This window comes from Nitrospira sp., from assembly GCA_029194675.1.
In the GTDB taxonomy this organism is placed as follows: Bacteria; Nitrospirota; Nitrospiria; order Nitrospirales; family Nitrospiraceae; genus Nitrospira_D.
In genome coordinates, this window is sequence record JARFXP010000001.1 from 1,639,884 (window position 1) to 1,656,136 (window position 16,253).

20 protein-coding genes are annotated in these 16,253 nt (G+C 55.3%); 5 read left to right on the forward strand and 15 right to left on the reverse strand.

Annotated features, from left to right (window positions below; genetic code table 11):
- Nucleotides 1-43 precede the first annotated feature (43 nt).
- The 3 genes from P0120_07975 to P0120_07985 all read left to right on the forward strand — a co-directional run bounded on the left by P0120_07975 (nt 44) and on the right by P0120_07985 (nt 1,800).
- Nucleotides 44-526 (forward strand): hypothetical protein, encoded by a 483-nt coding sequence (locus P0120_07975; GenBank protein MDF0674265.1) that lies wholly within the window; start codon nt 44-46, stop codon nt 524-526.
- Nucleotides 527-541: 15 nt separating this feature from the next.
- On the forward strand, nt 542-997 hold the full coding sequence (locus P0120_07980) for a hypothetical protein (protein MDF0674266.1): 456 nt from the start codon (nt 542-544) through the stop codon (nt 995-997).
- Nucleotides 998-1,086: 89 nt separating this feature from the next.
- The gene (locus tag P0120_07985) at nt 1,087-1,800 is read left to right on the forward strand and encodes an SDR family oxidoreductase (protein MDF0674267.1); all 714 of its coding nucleotides are present in this window, start codon (nt 1,087-1,089) and stop codon (nt 1,798-1,800) included.
- 96 nt (nt 1,801-1,896) lie between these two features.
- On the opposite strand, the gene P0120_07990 is transcribed toward P0120_07985, so the two are convergent.
- From P0120_07990 to P0120_08045, 12 genes are all read right to left on the reverse strand, one after another.
- A complete protein-coding gene (locus P0120_07990) occupies nt 1,897-2,073 on the reverse strand; it encodes a hypothetical protein (GenBank protein MDF0674268.1) in 177 nt (58 codons plus the stop codon).
- A 195-nt stretch (nt 2,074-2,268) separates the two neighbouring features.
- Nucleotides 2,269-2,445 (reverse strand): hypothetical protein, encoded by a 177-nt coding sequence (locus P0120_07995; protein MDF0674269.1) that lies wholly within the window; start codon nt 2,443-2,445, stop codon nt 2,269-2,271.
- 62 nt (nt 2,446-2,507) lie between these two features.
- Nucleotides 2,508-2,714 carry a 2-oxoisovalerate dehydrogenase gene (locus P0120_08000; GenBank protein ID MDF0674270.1) on the reverse strand — a complete coding sequence of 69 codons (207 nt, stop codon included), beginning with the start codon at nt 2,712-2,714 and terminating at the stop codon, nt 2,508-2,510.
- 201 nt (nt 2,715-2,915) lie between these two features.
- Nucleotides 2,916-4,676: a DUF3883 domain-containing protein gene (locus tag P0120_08005; protein MDF0674271.1), complete on the reverse strand. Its 1,761-nt coding sequence runs from the start codon at nt 4,674-4,676 to the stop codon at nt 2,916-2,918.
- Nucleotides 4,677-5,158: 482 nt separating this feature from the next.
- Complete coding sequence (locus tag P0120_08010) at nt 5,159-5,686, reverse strand: hypothetical protein (protein ID MDF0674272.1); 528 nt, start codon at nt 5,684-5,686, stop codon at nt 5,159-5,161.
- 17 nt (nt 5,687-5,703) lie between these two features.
- A complete protein-coding gene (locus tag P0120_08015) occupies nt 5,704-6,447 on the reverse strand; it encodes a DEAD/DEAH box helicase family protein (protein ID MDF0674273.1) in 744 nt (247 codons plus the stop codon).
- A gap of 76 nt (nt 6,448-6,523) precedes the next feature.
- A complete protein-coding gene (locus P0120_08020) occupies nt 6,524-7,297 on the reverse strand; it encodes a polysaccharide deacetylase family protein (protein ID MDF0674274.1) in 774 nt (257 codons plus the stop codon).
- A 51-nt stretch (nt 7,298-7,348) separates the two neighbouring features.
- Complete coding sequence (locus P0120_08025) at nt 7,349-8,224, reverse strand: glycosyltransferase (protein MDF0674275.1); 876 nt, start codon at nt 8,222-8,224, stop codon at nt 7,349-7,351.
- Nucleotides 8,225-8,606: 382 nt separating this feature from the next.
- Nucleotides 8,607-9,374 (reverse strand): 6-carboxytetrahydropterin synthase, encoded by a 768-nt coding sequence (locus P0120_08030; GenBank protein ID MDF0674276.1) that lies wholly within the window; start codon nt 9,372-9,374, stop codon nt 8,607-8,609.
- Between the two features lie 137 nt (nt 9,375-9,511).
- Nucleotides 9,512-10,105: a DUF3501 family protein gene (locus tag P0120_08035; GenBank protein ID MDF0674277.1), complete on the reverse strand. Its 594-nt coding sequence runs from the start codon at nt 10,103-10,105 to the stop codon at nt 9,512-9,514.
- 31 nt (nt 10,106-10,136) lie between these two features.
- Complete coding sequence (locus tag P0120_08040) at nt 10,137-11,411, reverse strand: heterodisulfide reductase-related iron-sulfur binding cluster (GenBank protein MDF0674278.1); 1,275 nt, start codon at nt 11,409-11,411, stop codon at nt 10,137-10,139.
- A gap of 93 nt (nt 11,412-11,504) precedes the next feature.
- On the reverse strand, nt 11,505-11,930 hold the full coding sequence (locus P0120_08045) for a rubrerythrin family protein (protein MDF0674279.1): 426 nt from the start codon (nt 11,928-11,930) through the stop codon (nt 11,505-11,507).
- A 240-nt stretch (nt 11,931-12,170) separates the two neighbouring features.
- Between P0120_08045 and P0120_08050 the strand changes: the two genes are divergently transcribed.
- Together P0120_08050 and P0120_08055 are read left to right on the forward strand one after the other, a co-directional pair.
- On the forward strand, nt 12,171-12,662 hold the full coding sequence (locus tag P0120_08050; protein ID MDF0674280.1) for a hypothetical protein: 492 nt from the start codon (nt 12,171-12,173) through the stop codon (nt 12,660-12,662).
- Nucleotides 12,663-12,719: 57 nt separating this feature from the next.
- The gene (locus P0120_08055; protein ID MDF0674281.1) at nt 12,720-13,256 is read left to right on the forward strand and encodes a hypothetical protein; all 537 of its coding nucleotides are present in this window, start codon (nt 12,720-12,722) and stop codon (nt 13,254-13,256) included.
- Nucleotides 13,257-13,312: 56 nt separating this feature from the next.
- On the opposite strand, the gene P0120_08060 is transcribed toward P0120_08055, so the two are convergent.
- The 3 genes from P0120_08060 to pfp all read right to left on the reverse strand — a co-directional run bounded on the left by P0120_08060 (nt 13,313) and on the right by pfp (nt 16,233).
- A complete protein-coding gene (locus P0120_08060; protein MDF0674282.1) occupies nt 13,313-13,984 on the reverse strand; it encodes a MarR family winged helix-turn-helix transcriptional regulator in 672 nt (223 codons plus the stop codon).
- 104 nt (nt 13,985-14,088) lie between these two features.
- Nucleotides 14,089-14,946, reverse strand: a complete 858-nt coding sequence (locus P0120_08065; protein MDF0674283.1) for a universal stress protein — start codon at nt 14,944-14,946, stop codon at nt 14,089-14,091.
- A 39-nt stretch (nt 14,947-14,985) separates the two neighbouring features.
- The gene (gene pfp, locus P0120_08070) at nt 14,986-16,233 is read right to left on the reverse strand and encodes a diphosphate--fructose-6-phosphate 1-phosphotransferase (GenBank protein MDF0674284.1); all 1,248 of its coding nucleotides are present in this window, start codon (nt 16,231-16,233) and stop codon (nt 14,986-14,988) included.
- Between the last annotated feature and the right edge of the window lie 20 nt (nt 16,234-16,253).

The window sequence follows — 16,253 nt, forward strand, 5'->3', positions numbered from 1 at the left end:
CCGGAAGCGTTGAATGGTCGGCGAGTGAGGAGGCAACCTGAGCATGAACAACACGATCGCAGCCCTCGTATTCGGTGTAACCCTGGCCTTTTCATTCACGGCTCAGGCCCATACCGACGAATTTTTCGAATCCATTGAAGCTCCGCACGGTGGGCAACTGCGCATGACCGGTCCGTTTCATATGGAACTGGTCGCCAAGGCCGGAGACTTGACCGTATACGTCACCGACCACGCGGACAATGCCATCAGCGTGGACGGCGGATTAGCCAAGGCAAACATCGAGAACGGGTCAACAAGGACGCAGGTGAACTTGCATCCGGTAGGGAGCAATATCCTCAGAGGCTCCGGCACCTTTTCGCTGACCCCAAGTACCGTCGTCGTCGTTTTCATGAAGCTGCCGAATCAAGACGGCTATGCCGCCCGCTTCATGCCGCTGAAACCCAAGGGCGAACAGGGTGGGGAAGCGCATTCACACGGGGATGAAGCCGGCCCTCACCACCACCATCACCACCCACCGAAGCATTGATTGGGAGAACCGATCATGAAATATCTGCTGGTGAACTTAACTCTGTGCGCAACGCTGCTCGTGGCGGTACCGGTTGGGGCCCACCACTCAGAGAAACCATCCGACCCCGTGAAGGCCCTTCACGGCGGGCAAGCCCTTACTGCAGGGCCCTATCACCTAGAACTAGTCGCCAAGGATGGAGAACTGATCCTGTATGTAGCGGATCATTCCGACAAGGCCATCCCCACTGATGGGACGAAAGCCAAGGCCACCATCCAGCAGGGGTATGAGAAGGCCACCATCCAGGTGGAATTGGAACCGTCCGGTGAAAACACCCTCAAGGGTACCGGGGAATTTACGATTAACCCCGATACCGGGATCATTGTCTTCCTCAAGTTGCCGGGACAAGACGCCTACGCGGCCCGCTTCACTCCGCTCAACACCAAGGGCGGAGCCGCACAAACAGGCGACCACCACAAGCCGAAACATTGATCGTCTCAGCTTCCTCCGCATTCACAATAACTCTTGAAAGTTTCGTCACGGTCGCCTAACGTGCCGGCAACCAGGGTATGACAGGATTATTGGATAAGTGGAGGCGCCAGAGGTCCGGCATTGCCTTGGTAACCGGCGCTAACAAGGGCATAGGCCTTGAGGTAGTCCGACAACTGGCGACAAAGCAGTGGCGGGTGTTCCTGAGCGGACGATCCTCCGATTCAGTCGAACGAGCCGCTATCTCCCTCTCTTCTCCATCCGTCACACCCGTCGTCCTCGATGTTACAGATCAAGCGAGTATCGACAAGGCTGCGAAGATCGTCTCAGAGACCGTCGATCATCTTGACGTTCTCGTGAACAATGCCGGGATCTTGGATGACCATGATGATTCGGCCCTCAATCTACCTGCCGATCGGCTCCGACGAATGTTTGAGACCAACACCATCGGTCCCTTGCTCGTCATCCAGGCTTTCGTCCCTCTGCTCCGCAAGAGTGCCGCCGCTCGAATCATCAACGTCTCGAGTGGAGTCGGACGGTTGACCGGCATGGGTCCGGCAGTTCCAGCCTATGGCATTTCCAAAACGGCACTCAACGGCGTAACCGGCAAATTCGCGGCAGCGCTCAAGAGCTCGGGCATAGCGGTAAATTCCGTCGATCCAGGGTGGGTACGAACTGAGATGGGCGGGAGCGAAGCGCCCCGCTCAGTCGAACAGGGGGCGGATACCATCGTTTGGCTGGCTACCCAGGCGCCTCAGTCGATGACCGGCCTGTTCCTCCGTGATCGTAAACCGATCCCGTGGTAACGGGACTCGCCTCATCTAACTCAGAACACAATCGGATCTGAGCCTCAGATCCAGAGCCTGCAGGGCCGATAGCCGAGCTGCAGACAGCAATTCATATCACCGCAATAAATTCGCCGACGGCTTGTCCATGTAGGTCAAGAGAGCGATCAGTCCCGCACCGACCAGCAGCCAAGATAGACCGCTCTTCCAATTCCGTTGACTGAAGGCAAACACGCTGATCAAAAACATCAGCGCTCCCACAATACCGATAAACATCGAACCCGTTGCACTCATCGTTCCCTCCCGAATAGTTATTCCTGTTTAGCATGTCGAGAAGAACGAACTCCAGAGCATGCGCGTGATCTACAAGGTTGAGGATCAGCGCATTCCGGTGATAGGCATGGCTGTGACCGAGCAATCTGCTGCCTAACTTCTGCACAGCACTGTTCGGTGTCTTTGTCTTTGAACAGCGAGCGCACGGCTCTACTGTTAGCCAAACAGCCGTTCAAGAAGCGACTCGCGGCTTATCTCAAAATGCGCAGCCACATCGGCGAGAATGGCCGAGAGAGTACCGATGCGAAGCGGATTATGCTGGGGAATCGTGAGATGATGCTCGCCATGTTCGTGGGTGGTGAGTCGAAGGTAACTGCCTGCTTGGCGGGTAATCGAGTAGTCGAGTTTGCGAAGAGCCTGAGCGAGATCGCTCCCGGACAGATCGCGGGGAAGCCTTATACGGCGATAACTTCCTCACGGACATGGTGAAGGCGGACGATCTTTGGGGCCATACCTTCCTCAAAGTGACAACGAACTGCCTCACGGACTTTCCCCGGCAATTCAGCCAGCGTGTCCGCTTCTGTGAAGATCGACTGCCCGAGTGCGCGCGCAATGTACCCGCCCTCAGGAGCTTCTTCGACGACAAAGATCAATTCACTCATGGCCATCTCTCATCTAGGGTGTCGTTGGCACATGGTAGTCCCGCACCCACCTAATGTCCAGCCTGCAACAGCTTACCGCGTGAGGATCCAGGGGTATGGTCTTGACCACCTGAGTTCCTGGATCAGACCGCCGGGGCCAGCGCCTCGTGGAGGACGGCTTCGAGAAGGCGGCGGCTGTCGATGTGCGCAAGGTCCTCTTCTTCAATCGCCGGGAGTTCGAAGCGAGGCCATGTAATTTAATGGAGCGAGACTGGCTGGAGAAATTTCTCCACTTTTAATAACGAGGACATCCGGTCTCCCCGACTCGGCATTGAGGACCAGATAAAAGAAGTAGTTCGACTTCAAGCGACTTTGTTCCCATTCGTTTTGTGTCAGGAAAAATGAGAGCGCCTGCCCCGATTGTCGTGCCGCTTTCACTTCGATGTAGCGTCGGGTGCCATCGAGTTCGCGCGAAAGAATATCGTAGCCTCGACCTGGCTCATCCCAGACAGGCTGAACCACTTGTTCCGGATTGGGATGCCCCGCATCGCGCAAACGCTTTTGTTCTGACTGTATCGCGATGTCTTGGGCCAGTTTCCCCAAGCGCCTCCGAGCAGCATCTCGCTCAACGAACTGATCTTCGTCCACTTTGTTAAACTTCGTTTTAGTGGTGAGCTCTCCCGCCTGTACTGACACCGCCTGCAGGCCTACCACCACCTTGGGCAAGGGAATGATCGGCCCAGGTGCTGCGGCTGGTGGTTTGAGACGGACCAGCATCCAGCAGAATGAATGAGCATCAATTAATCGGGCATCTTCTAATTCCGTAACATCTCGCAAGGCATTAAGCACTTGGTGCAAGGCCTCGTTGTAGCGGCAATAGCTGTCCCAAGAACATTGCCGAGTCGTCCGTAAGCCAATACCCAAGTCACGAAACGCTTGATCGAAGTTTGTCGTCGAAATGGGCATGAAACGGTCCCAGTCTTTGAGAAAGAAAATGTACGCCATCAGGTCGTAATGACCGACTCCTTGGCTTCGCAACGACTCGAAGAGTTGTCCCTCTGATTTGCCAGATCGAAACAGGTCGTAAATTGCTCGTTCCAGCTGAGCCCTTTTCGCCTCGTCCTGGCGCGCTTCTTTGAGCACCCAATGCGAAACACTCTTTGGGCCATACCGCGGCATCCATGCAACAAGATTGTTTCTTAGGTTGGGCCCCTCATTAATCTCAATCGCGTCGATCACTCGATCCAAAATCCGGCCCGTGCCGATGTCTTTATCTTTCCACTGCGAAAACTCGAGCAGAGCCCTGGCCTTCGTGCGGACATGTTCCTTGTAACCTTCCCACTCCAGGGGAACTCCTTCTCGGAAGGAACGGAATTCTTCCCCGGACCTTCCGATCAGAGCTTTCTTGAACCGTTCAAACTGGGCCTGAAAGGTAAGCACACTGAGCTTGAGCTTTGAGGCCGCTGAATAATCCGGATTTGGTAATTGGATACCCAGCTCTTCTTCAAGATAAAGCAGCACTCCTGGCGAATGGGCGCTTGCCGTCATATTATGACGCGGAGTTATCGCCGCCTGCCGCACAAGACGGACATGCGAATCACCTATCAAGGCCAAGGCGTGATTGGCCTTGGCATGCAGAAACTCACAACCTAAGGAGCATTTCAATGACTGGTATAAAGGGGTCTTAGGGTCAATATGAATGTCGACGAGAGTGTCCAAATTAGGCGGCTTCGTATCACGATCGAGCACAACATGAATTCTATCTTGATCAATGGTCATTACCTCGATGTGGCCTACATTAAACCTAACTAGATTTTTCTGAAGCGTGATCCCCCAACTACTTGGCGACAGCTGATGAGCCAGTTGAATGGAATCGCAGAGAAAACGGAGGCACGCCTTCCGGCCCTGCAGGTCTGGAAGTAACCGTTCCAGCACTTCGCGAGCAGTCCTTGGATCTTTTCTAGTCTCTTCGGTAATTGTCATGCGGTTTCTATGCGGTCAGCGCTAGATCTGGTCGAACATGATGCAGTGCCTTTTGAAAAAGGATCTTGAGTTCCGTCCCTCGCCAAACTGCAGTTCTTCCGTGTCCTCCTTCGCAAATCAGGACATTCCAGCCATTGACGCCGCTGTCCTGGCGCATGATGTCTTGGGTCGATTTGACGGTGCTGCGGACGAACATGCCTACCGGCTCCTGTAATATTTGAGCTCCAAAATCTTCCCGAGACGAATCGCGAATTTGGTTTCGCCTTTCCTGCGGACTTTCCGGATACCTTTGCATTGCACGCGCATAAATGGGGCCTTCGTCGCGTATCCGTTGCGAAAGTGAACTTCTGCATATGAGCGCCCGACCAAGCGGCGTTGCCAATAATCTTTATTCTCGCGATACTCGGTCTTCTTTGTGCCGGCGACGATGGCATCGAAGTATTCTCGATGGAGTGTAAGGCAAAGGCTTCCCGCGCGTGCCTTCAGAGGACGGAGAAATTTGGACGTTTTAGATCGTGCGGTCCTGATTCTGCGCTAGGCAGCTCCCTGATAGAGGGCAGATTAAGTCCGGCTCCTCGGTCCAGGACGATCACCCAGCAAGTCTGGGCATCCACGCCGGTGGAGAGCAGCCGCGAGGTCGTGACGATCACCGGGTACCTCGCTTCCGGGTCGATGAAGTTGCCGAGCTGGGCGGTGCCTTCAGCGTCATCGCCGGTGATCCGCATGATGTAGCGCTCATTCTGCTGCGCGAGGTCGGCGTTCTCGTTGATCAGGGCCTGGCGCATCCGGGCGGCATGTTCGACATCCACACAGAAGACGATGGTCTTCTGAAAGCGGTCGCCGCTCTCTTTCAGGAACTCGGTCACTTTGCGGGCCACCCGTTTCGTTCGCTCATCGATCACCAGGTTTCGGTCATAATCCTTCTGGTTGTATATGCGGTCTTCGATCTCCTGACCGTATTTATCGACCTCTCCCTTCGTCGGGCGATAGCCCGCTACGTCCACATCCAAATGGACCTTCACCACTTTTAGGGAGCGAGGAAGCCGTCGCGAATGCCTTCCTTTAGCGAATAGGTAAATACCGGCTTGCCGAAGTAGTGAATGTTGGACACGTACGCGGTTTCTTTCGGCGTGGCTGTGAGGCCGATCTGGGTGGCGCTGGAGAAATGGTCAAGGATCTCCCGCCAGGCTGAATCCGCCGCAGCGCTGCCACGATGGCATTCGTCGATGACGATGAGGTCGAAGAAGTTCCGGGAAAGCTCTCGATAGAGTTTGTCGCTCTCTTCCGGCCCGGTAATGGCTTGATAGAGCCCGAGATAGATTTCGTAGGACGTGTCGATCCGTCGATGCTTCTTCTCCACGGCCAGGGGCAGCTCATCAACCGTACCGTCCGCTCGCTCGATGGTCTTTGAACCGGTACTGAGTTTGGCCATCGTCTTCCCAAACGGACGGAAGTCGTTGACCATCGTTTGATCGATCAAGACGTTGCGGTCGACGAGCGCCTGCTGCATGCCGCCACCGACGGGATGGCTGTTGTCTTTTGCCTCGATGAGAGCGATGGGGAGGTTCGGCTTGTAGTAGAGAATATAGTCGGCGCGTTTGGCCTTCCCGCGGGTAACGAGCTTGCCCCGGACGATGATGCGCCCTTTGGTAAACCCGACCTCCTCGCGAATCTGCGACAGCTCATCCCATCCCGCCTGTTTCACCGCCGGCGTGATGAATTTGGTACAGATGTCGCGTTCGCTCAACGATTTCTTGTTGAGGTCCGTCACAAGGAAAACTTCGTCCGATCTGAAATTGTTCCGCCGGAGCTTAACTGTGCATCTCTTTCGCCTCTTTTTAGTATCGCTACCCGACTCTTGAGTATCGCCTCGCCTCACCGTATGGCCCCTTGAGCCCATTCAAAAAGTCGATGTCGGTTTGCTTGTGCCAGTATTGCCGTTGAGGACTTCCCTGTCGGAGCAGCTCCGGAACGGTCATGAAGCTGAGGCGCCCGCCAAGTTCGGTTAGAAGCATGTCCACCGCATTCAACATCGGTTCTCGGTCGACATATCGATCCTCGCTATGCCGAAAGAGCGAATCATGAAACAGGATGATGCTGCCGTTGCGAATCCGCCTCATAATCCTACTTTTCATCCAATCTGCATCGTGGTCGAGCCAGTCTATAGCCGTCGAATCATAGGCGATGACCTGATAGCCAAGCCACAAGGCATCGAGACGCGACAACAGATTCTGGTCTGCATAGGGAGGACGGAAAATTTGTTGCGCATAAGGAGCAATGGCCTTTGCGCATGCCCGGATTTGGGCCCGCCGCTCGCGTCCGGTGAGCAACGGGAAGGAGGGATGATCCCAGGAATGATTGCCGATCGCGTGTCCGGCGGCGGCCACCTTCTTCACAATATCGGGATGACGCTCTGCAGCCTGACCCACCATGAAAAACGTCGCCTTCGCATGATGTCGTTGCAAAACATCAAGCAAGCGAGGTGTGCAATCAGGGTTCGGACCATCGTCGAAGGTAAGAGCTACGGCCGGCTTTGATGTCGAGACATGCGTGATCGTTCCAATAACAAAGAGGGGAATCGATCTTAACCGTCTATATGTTTTTCTTAGCAAATCTATCATCGAATAGAGAACATACGGTTTCGGATTGAACCGGCGGTTCGGCGAGACAATTCAAATCGCCAACACTCTGTATTTGATACTCCCTTTCAAACGTCCGATCTTCGCCCCGCATCGCCGAGCCCAAACGGCACGATCGCCTTTGTCCCGAATTTGGGGAATGCTTCTCACAAACCATATAACAAAATCCTTCCATGAAACGATTCCCTGTTTCCACGTCCGTTTCGGCATCCCCAAGGGAAGATGTTTCTTATAAAGGAGCGCACGATATTCGCCCCATCCAACAGCCTGCCGATAGTTACCCATAATTGTATCCCTTAGGCGAACATACATGACTGCATCGGGTACAAAATGAAGCGTCACCCCTTTCAGCTGTATGTTCCAGCAATAATCCGTATCTTCACACAAAGCAAGCGACTCATCAAAACCGCCGACTGTTTCATGGATCCGACGTTTCACTCCAAGAGTACCTCCCCCAGCGTGCGGAAGATAGGAGAGCTCCCCCTTCGGTTGAAGCCCTGATGCTTGGGGATGTCTTACCTGCTTCGTCACCCAGGAGGGGCTGAGCTTATTCGCATCGATACGGCAGGCAACAAAATCGTACCTGGACAACGCCTCTCCCATCGCAGCAAGCCAACCTGGAGCGACCTCATCATCCGCATCACAAAAAATAAGCGATTCCCCCAGCGCAAACTTTGCCCCAATATTCCTGCCATGCGCTTGCCCACGCTTGTCGGATGCGTCAACGATACGAAGATGCGGAAGACGGCTCTCGTATCTCTTCACGACTTTCATTAAATCATCCGTCGATCCATTGTCCGAAACGATCACTTCCCAAGGCGCGGAATAATTCTGACTCGCAAGGGCTTCGAATTGAGTGGCAATGGTGCCCGCTGCATTCAAACAGGGGATGATGACGCTCAATTTCATCTGCTTATCTCCCGCATAAATCCCGGAAAAAGAATCGCTAACCGGTTTGGGTTCAACGTTCACGACGAAGACAGGCTATTGGCTGGTCGGCAGCAGCTGCGCAGCCCGAAATCGGCAGAGGGTTGGGCATCGCGTCCTTTCTGGCGGAGGAAATAGTTTATCCTAAGCCCATGATGATGTATCCGATATTACCGTGGTACGCATTGTAGCGCATTGACACGTGGTGACGATTTGCGAGCAAGTTCTGCCACTTCCTGTAAAGCAGCGCCGTTTCGCCCAACCAGAAACAGCAGGACCTTTTTAGCTGCAAGACCGAGGGAAATCGCTCGCCCGATCCCTTGACTAGCCCCTGTTACAACGGCAACCTGATTTTCGAGAAGGATCATCGGCCAGATGAAAGTTCGGCGTAGTCGAACGAGAGATCGCGGGTTTGGACGAGACGGATGTTGTGAAGGGTTCCCCCGGAGAGGCGACCGGCAAGGCGGTCCCAGATCGCCTTGCCGAGAGCTTCACCCCTCACCGTTTCGGATCCAAGCACCTGACAGAGGTCCTGTCGATCGAAAGTTTTGAGGACAGTGTCCTGCACCAGTCGGTCCAGCGCTCCAATGTCCGTCACCATACCCGTCGCCGGATCAATTGGCCCGCGAACCGTCACGTAGCAGTCCCAGTCTCGCCCCTGATGATCTTCTTGGACCGCGTTGAAGGTATACCGCCTGGTAACGGCGGCGACATCCAGGCCGTCGGCTGCAGTGACCTCGGCATAGAGATCTTCGTCCTCACAGAGCCGAAGTGTCTGGAGTGTACCGATATCCCGTTGAGCAGCCAACTTCGTCCACAGCAGGTGTGCGAAATTTTCGGAGGTAGGAATTCGCTCTTTGAAGTACGGCATGTCGAGATTCAGGTTCTTGTGGTCAAATTCATCGATCACGTCCAGGAGCACACGTTTGAGGTCGAATAGATTGACGACCATGCCGGTCCTTGGATCAATCTCGCCGGAGACCGTCACCTCCAGCAGGTAGTTATGCCCGTGAGCGGGAGGATTATAGCAACGCCCGAACGTCGCTCGATTCTTCGCCTCATCCCATTCAGTCCTGATATAACGATGCGCGGCAGCGAACTCGATACGTTTGGTCAACAGAACAGTGGGCATAGTTTTTCAGGACTGAGTCCTGTGTGCTGAGTTCAGAAAAGGGGATGGATGAATTGATTAAGAACTCAGCACCCAGCCCGCTTCGCCCGTTCAGCCCGCGTCGATGAGTCCGCGAGGCGTGCGAAGCGAGCGCTTAACTACTCAGCATTGCCTTTCAGGTCCACGACCCATTCTTCCCTCATGCTGCCTGAGACAGGGACCTCCTCGTGGTACTCACCATGATTCACTCGAATTGAAACGGGTCGAGTGAGATCCGCAAAGGCGGCTTTCATCTTGGCACTCGGTCGAAATCTGACGAAATGGACTGCGCTGATTTTCGTTTCGTGGCTTCGACCACCTTCGAACTCGCCGAAGGCTTCTTCGCCGCCGGCGACGATCGCTACCTTCTTTCCGTGATCCAGCCCCATGAAGTGATCGAGCTTTTCCTTTATCTTCGCCTCATCAGTGATTTCAATCAACAGAGTTGCGCTCAGCTCATTCTCCTCCGGCAAGAGCGCGTTGTATACATCGAGCTCATCCTGAACCTTGACCGGATCGATGATCCGCTCGGCTCTGATCATTTCCTGAATTTGAAACCGGAGAGTATCCCGATTTTCGAACACCACGGTGATCAAGGGGCCAAGAGAAATCCGTCGCCGTTGCTTCAGTGCGATGATCTTCGCGCGAAAGGCATCTCGCTGTCGTTCATACTCTTCGTACGAGATGACATCGCCGGAAGTGATTGCCTTCACCGTCTGCTCCCTTTTGTCCTGTCCATCACTCTCATGTGCACAGCCCATACGCGTCACGGACGATCTGAATGGGGTGCAGGACGGCTTTTCTTCCTGCATGGGCCGATGCGCCGGCTTGTTCCAACTGTAAGCCGGCCAACGGGCAGTCCGACGCGACGAGGTCAGCCGGCCTGTGCTCGATCGCCCTCACGGCCTTGCCGGCGATTTTCATCGACATCGGAAAGAACTCCGTTTTGGCGGACCAGGCGCCGTCATGCCCCGAACACTGTTCGATCACCTCAACCTGTGCCCCGGCGCACTCCATGAGTTCCTTTGATTTAAACCCAATATTCTGGTCCCGGAGATGACAAGGGATCTGATAGGCGACGCGCCCCGGCTTCTTGGCGAAGTCGGTCGCCAACTCGCCGGCTTTTTTCATCGTCATCAGATATTCGCAGACATCGAAGGTCCGTTCTGCCACCTGTCTGGTTTGCTCATCGCGATCAAGCTCCGGATATTCGCGCTTCAGCATCAAGCTGCAACTGGCGGTCGGGACCACAACATCGTACCCCTTGAGGACCCAGGGGTACAATGACGCGACGTTGCTTCGAACAGCTTGCTGAATGGCCTGGGTATCCCCAATATCGAAACTGGGCATGCCGCAGCAGCGCTGTTCCGGCACCACCACCCGGACCCCGTTCTTCTCCAGCACCTGCACCGTCGCCTTGCCGACGTCGGTCGCTTGAAAATTCACGAGGCAACTGGCAAACAGCGCGACCTTGCGGACCGGTGGATCGGCTGTCGCCGTTTTGGTTCGACGGCTGAACCAGCGGGGAAACGTCTCTCCGGAAAAATGCAGGAGCCGACGGTCCCGATGAATCCCCATGACCCGTTCCAAAAGGCTGCGCACAAGTCGGTTCTCCAACAAACTGTTGGTGATGGAGGCGGTCGCACTGCCGAGTTGTCCGATAACATCGGTCATGATCATAAGGCGATCCCGCCACCGGACACCGCGCTCCCCGGCGAGATGCTTCTTCCAGGCGACCATCAAATGCGGGAAGTCGATTTCGTAGTGATGCGGCGGAGTATAGGGGCAATGGTTGAAACAGAGCTTGCAATAGTAGCATTCGTCGACGACTCGATGATGATCGGCCGGGGTCAGCTTGGCTACATCACCCTCGTACGCATCGATCCGATCCAACAAGGTGTTGAACGAAGGGCAGAGATTGAAACAGCGTCGGCAGCCGTCACAGACTTCGAAGATCCGGAGTGTTTCTTTCTCCAACCGCTTGGAATCGATCGGTGTGATGAGGCTGAGTCCCTTCATTCGTCTCCCCGAAAACGACCAGCGGCCAGCCTTCGCCGACGGATTCCCGTTACGTCGAAGACTGACCGCTGCGCGTGAGCTGACAGCAGGCTGTTAGCCCTTCAGACTATCCAATCCCTTCTGAAACCGATTGGCATGGGACCGCTCGGCTTTCGCCAAGGTTTCAAACCATTCTGCCAACTCAGGAAATCCTTCGTCTCTCGCGGTCTTCGCCATCCCGGGATACATTTGAGTATATTCGTATGTTTCGCCCTCGATGGCGGACTTGAGATTGGTGTCAGTGTTCCCCATAGGCACACCGGTGGCCGGATCTCCCACCTCTTTCAAAAAGTCCAGGTGACCGAAAGCATGGCCCGTTTCAGCCTCCGAGGTGTCCCGAAAAAGCCCGCCGACGTCCGGATAGCCTTCAATATCGGCCCGTCGAGCGAAATACAGATACCGACGATTGGCCTGTGATTCGCCTGCAAACGCATGCTTCAGATTGTCGTGACTTTTGGTCCCTTTTAAGCTCTTTCCCATGTCAATCTCCTCCTTATTCGCCCACCCACCTTGCGAAGATCTTCACCCGTAAAAAGCGCCACCTAAATAAGATAGCTCAGCCGTCGTCAGAGGTTCAAGGGGCTTCGTGCCCTCTGTCGGCGCTTCTCGGGGAAGCGTCATCGAGAGTGCCCACCGATCGAGCTAGTGTTGGCACGGCTGGCTGTATGTTAGACTCCCACTGCATGGACGTACGAGGACTTTTATCCAGGGAGGCTCCATGTGAAGATTTCGATTCGCCGCTTTTTCTACCGAACTGTAAGTATTATCTCGCTATGCGTCCTCCTTCTGTCTGGTTGTGCACAGGACCCGTACCAGCGGCGAGCGGATATCATGAAGGACCACGTGGAGAACTTTTACACGCACCTCAAGGCCAATAGAGTGGGAGCCGCAGTCCACGAGAACGAACAGATCGAAGCCATGGCCGACCAGATGGCGGACACCGTCAGGAAGCAGGGGCAATCGCAGGGGACGTCTCAGGTCGGACGTGAATTCGCCCTGATGCAAACGGCTCGAGGCACAGCAGCTCAGAATTGGATTGCGCTGGGACAATATCTTGCGATCAAACAGCAGCCGGAGAGGGCCCGTGCATCCTATCAACGTGTGATCGATACCTACACAGAGCCGACAGAACGCGCCTACCGAGAACAGGCCGCACGAGCGTTGAAAGACTTGGAGATCGTGTCAGATCCCTCTCCCAGCTCGACTCGCTAATCGCGCAGATTCGGAACATTGTGGGGAAGGTTCGATCCGTCCATCCGTTGATTGCCCATGATCCACTCGATTACATTCAAAATGCTGTTGCTGGGCCTCTGTGTTACATGGGTAGGTTGTGTCCATCGAATTCAGGTGACGCCTCTCCACACGAGCGCGTCGTCCGTCACCATCCCTCGAACGCTTCAGGTCGTTATCAGCCCGATTTCAATGGAAGGCCCGGACCATCGGCCAGGCATTGTCTTGCTGGAATGGTCGCATCTCGACTTGAAGCAGGCGGTCTTGAGATACCTGCAACAGCGAGGCGCCTTCGCTTCGGTCTCGCCTGACCCAGCCGACCTGACGTTTCGTGTGGCCACGAAACTGACGCTCACCTCTCACGGCAGCCTTTATCATTACCGAATCGGGTTGCAAGCAGAGATGAGCGAAGACGCCCGGCTTATCAAAGCGTATCGGGCCGAACAGACTGCAGTGGGATCATCAGTACGCTGGGTCACTGCTTCCGACCGCGTTCCCATCGAAACTGCGTTACAGGCGGCCTTGGAAGACTTAATGGGGCAGGTCGAGGCGGATCGACAACTCTACATCAACTGAACTGAACAGCCGGCACGATAGGCACCCTGTGGCCCACCGGTCGCCAGCTGTCATCCCTAGGCGGATTGGGTGATACTCACAGCTTTGTACACGTCGACATTATCGCGTGGCTCTTCCGTGGAAGCCTCCACGTACTCCGGGCAATCGAGCCGGAATGCCTGATCTCCGAAGGCGACATTGTAGAATCCACAGTGATGCGGTTGGTCTGATTCCGGATAGGCATGGGGACGGAAATGCTCGCAGGAGACGCACATACGCGCAACAGGGATTTCCCCTTGCAATTGAAGCGCACGAATCAGTTTCACGAGCGCGGTGAGCAGAGCGACCTGTTCTTGCACCGACAAGTTTTCGGTCGCGGACGCAAGAATCTCAGGCCATCGGTTTTCCACGTGACCTGCCTTGGCTCCAAGCGAGGTGAGATGAACGGTCACGACGCGATTGTCGAGTTCCCGACGGCGGCGACGAACCAAACGCTTATGCTCTAGCGTCCGGATAACTTCAGAGGCGGTAGGCAGCTTAACGGAAAGTTCTCTGGCAATCGTCGAGACGGTAGCCGAATGGTTTGGTCGAGACCGGAGAAACGTGAGGACTTGGATTTGCAGGGGACCGATCCCTGGACGTCCCTTCCGTCTCCATGCGCGGCTCTTCATCGCCAAACCGATTTTTGAAAGCCCCGTCACTAAACGATCAGGGAGCGAGTCTTGGTCGATCTTCAGTAATGCTGTCATAAATCCTCTCCCTTGATGATCCGAGACGGCGTCAGTCTATTGCGCTTTCCTCCTTTCCGTCAAGCACGTTCCGCAGGCTATGAGCCATCCCCTACTTTAGATGATCACCGGGCCACGAGCACTCCACAGTGAGCATATTGCACCACACGGGTGGAGACGCTGCCGAGTAGGACACGGCGGATCGCGCCCAACCCCTTCGCTCCAGTCACGATCAGGTCCGCCTTATCCTGCTTAGCCACCGTCAGAATCTCGTCAGCCGGCTTCCCCGGCCTCAAGGCTTCACGTACCTGGAAGCCAGATTTCGCGAGCTTAGCACCATAGCGCTGTACCAGCGTTCTCCCGGTCTCCTTGACCTCCGGATGCTTGAAATAGGGCACCGCATGCGTCACCGTCACCATGACTGGTTCCTGATCCGGACCGGCGGGGGTCGGATTGACATGGCGCATCAGAAACCTAACCGCTTTATCCGACGCCGTCGACCCGTCGATCCCCAACACCACATGCCTGACCGGCCGAGGAGCCTCCTTCACGACCAGTACGGAGCAAGGGGCATGGTGGATGGCATGGTTCGAGATGCTGCCCAGCATGAATCGATCCAAGACATCCAAGCCTCGGCACCCGATCGACAGAAGTCCTACATCACGCCGCGCATGCTTCATGATCGTGGCTGCCACACCGCCTTGGTCGGTCGTTACGGTTCCGCTCAAACCGAGCCTCGACAACAAGACCTCTGATTCTTTTTTTGTGGACTTGGCCGCCGTTTCCAGGCGCTTCACTTCGGACTGAATGTACCGTTCAGTACCGACAATCACCGGCTGGATCATAAACGGAGCCCGAACGCTCGCCACATCGGCGACATGGAGGACACGGACGACCGGTTGCACGGTGAACGGTATCTCCACCAACCATTCGATCGCCCACCTACCGTGTTTCGATCCATCAGTTGCCGCAAGAATCTTCATGTCGGATACCCTTTGCTCAGCGAGATGCATCCATGTCGTTCAGAAAACTCTGCTGAACCGTTCTCGAAACGCTTCTACGGACAGGCTTGCCAAAGCGGCATAGCGGCCCAGCGCATTCGGATTCTTCATGTCGTCCTCAGTCAGCCGAATCATGTATTGACGGGCAATTTGGTAGGACTCGGACTCAATGTCCACCATCCTCACCTTGGTCCGTCCAGTTGACACATCCGCCATCTGCTTGAACGGTATCGGGGTGAACCGTCCGTTTTGAATCGAGACCATGGCCGACGTTCCACCGTCGAGTAAATACTGAGCAGCGCAATAGCCGAGATCTCGCGTGTATTCGATATCGTATGGAATCGGATCGGCGCAGCGGAGCTCATAGCCAACGTTCTTCGCTACGATGGGGACAGCAAGTCCCAACGTTTTGAGCTGCTGTGCCAATTCACGCCGCAAGACGTCGCCGATATCCACGTCGCTCAATCGTAAGTTACCGTGCTCGTCTCTTTCGGCACGTTCCAGTCCGCCAAGATCATGAGCATCGAGAATCTCGATCAGCCCTTCGGCCAGCACCGCAACACCGTCTGCCCGACCATGTTCCAACCGTTTAATTATGGCTCCGATTAAAAGATCGACGACCCGTTGCAGCTTGACCGGCCGCTCGCGAAACTCCTCCGGAATGATTGTCAGGGTCGCACCGGCCGCCTTCCCGATACCCAAGGCGAGATGGCCGGCCTTGCGTCCCATCGTCACGACCACGTACCAACGAGTTGTGGTGCGGGCGTCAACCATCAGATTTTTCACGACTTCGACTCCGACGTGACGGGCCGTGTGAAACCCGAACGTTGGAATGCCATGCGGAAGGTCGAGATCATTGTCGATGGTCTTGGGAACGTGAACCACTTGAAGACGGCCGTCGGCTCGTTCTTCCAACTTCATCGCCGAAAACGCGGTGTCATCCCCCCCTATCGTGACCAAGCGAGTGACACCGAGACTCGACAGCGCAAACAACACGTTTTTGAGAGACTCTGCGCTTCTGGTCGGGTTCGCACGTGACGTGCCCAGATACGAGCCACCCCGAAAATGGATACGACTGACCTCCTCGACCGAGAGTGGCCGGACTTGACCATTGCTTCCTTCCATGAGCCATTTGAACCCATCGATGATCCCCAGCACATCCGAGCCGCCGAGAATACTGCGGATCGTGGCCGCGCTGATCACACTATTGATTCCGGGAGCCGGCCCCCCACCGACAAGAATGCCGACCATCGTTCGTTGCTCCGTCATCGGTTTCTCCCTAGACTATT

Excerpts from the sequence above, each read along its gene's own strand:
- P0120_08030 (MDF0674276.1), bottom strand. The coding sequence starts at position 9,374 with ATGCCCACTGTTCTGTTGACCAAACGTATCGAGTTCGCTGCCGCGCAT.
- P0120_08020 (MDF0674274.1), bottom strand. The coding sequence starts at position 7,297 with ATGATAGATTTGCTAAGAAAAACATATAGACGGTTAAGATCGATTCCC.
- P0120_08000 (MDF0674270.1), bottom strand. The coding sequence starts at position 2,714 with ATGAGTGAATTGATCTTTGTCGTCGAAGAAGCTCCTGAGGGCGGGTAC.
- P0120_08040 (MDF0674278.1), bottom strand. The coding sequence starts at position 11,411 with ATGAAGGGACTCAGCCTCATCACACCGATCGATTCCAAGCGGTTGGAG.
- P0120_08025 (MDF0674275.1), bottom strand. The coding sequence starts at position 8,224 with ATGAAATTGAGCGTCATCATCCCCTGTTTGAATGCAGCGGGCACCATT.
- P0120_07980 (MDF0674266.1), top strand. The coding sequence starts at position 542 with ATGAAATATCTGCTGGTGAACTTAACTCTGTGCGCAACGCTGCTCGTG.
- P0120_07990 (MDF0674268.1), bottom strand. The coding sequence starts at position 2,073 with ATGAGTGCAACGGGTTCGATGTTTATCGGTATTGTGGGAGCGCTGATG.
- P0120_08045 (MDF0674279.1), bottom strand. The coding sequence starts at position 11,930 with ATGGGAAAGAGCTTAAAAGGGACCAAAAGTCACGACAATCTGAAGCAT.
- pfp (MDF0674284.1), bottom strand. The coding sequence starts at position 16,233 with ATGACGGAGCAACGAACGATGGTCGGCATTCTTGTCGGTGGGGGGCCG.
- P0120_08005 (MDF0674271.1), bottom strand. The coding sequence starts at position 4,676 with ATGACAATTACCGAAGAGACTAGAAAAGATCCAAGGACTGCTCGCGAA.
- P0120_07975 (MDF0674265.1), top strand. The coding sequence starts at position 44 with ATGAACAACACGATCGCAGCCCTCGTATTCGGTGTAACCCTGGCCTTT.
- P0120_08065 (MDF0674283.1), bottom strand. The coding sequence starts at position 14,946 with ATGAAGATTCTTGCGGCAACTGATGGATCGAAACACGGTAGGTGGGCG.
- P0120_08060 (MDF0674282.1), bottom strand. The coding sequence starts at position 13,984 with ATGACAGCATTACTGAAGATCGACCAAGACTCGCTCCCTGATCGTTTA.
- P0120_08055 (MDF0674281.1), top strand. The coding sequence starts at position 12,720 with ATGATCCACTCGATTACATTCAAAATGCTGTTGCTGGGCCTCTGTGTT.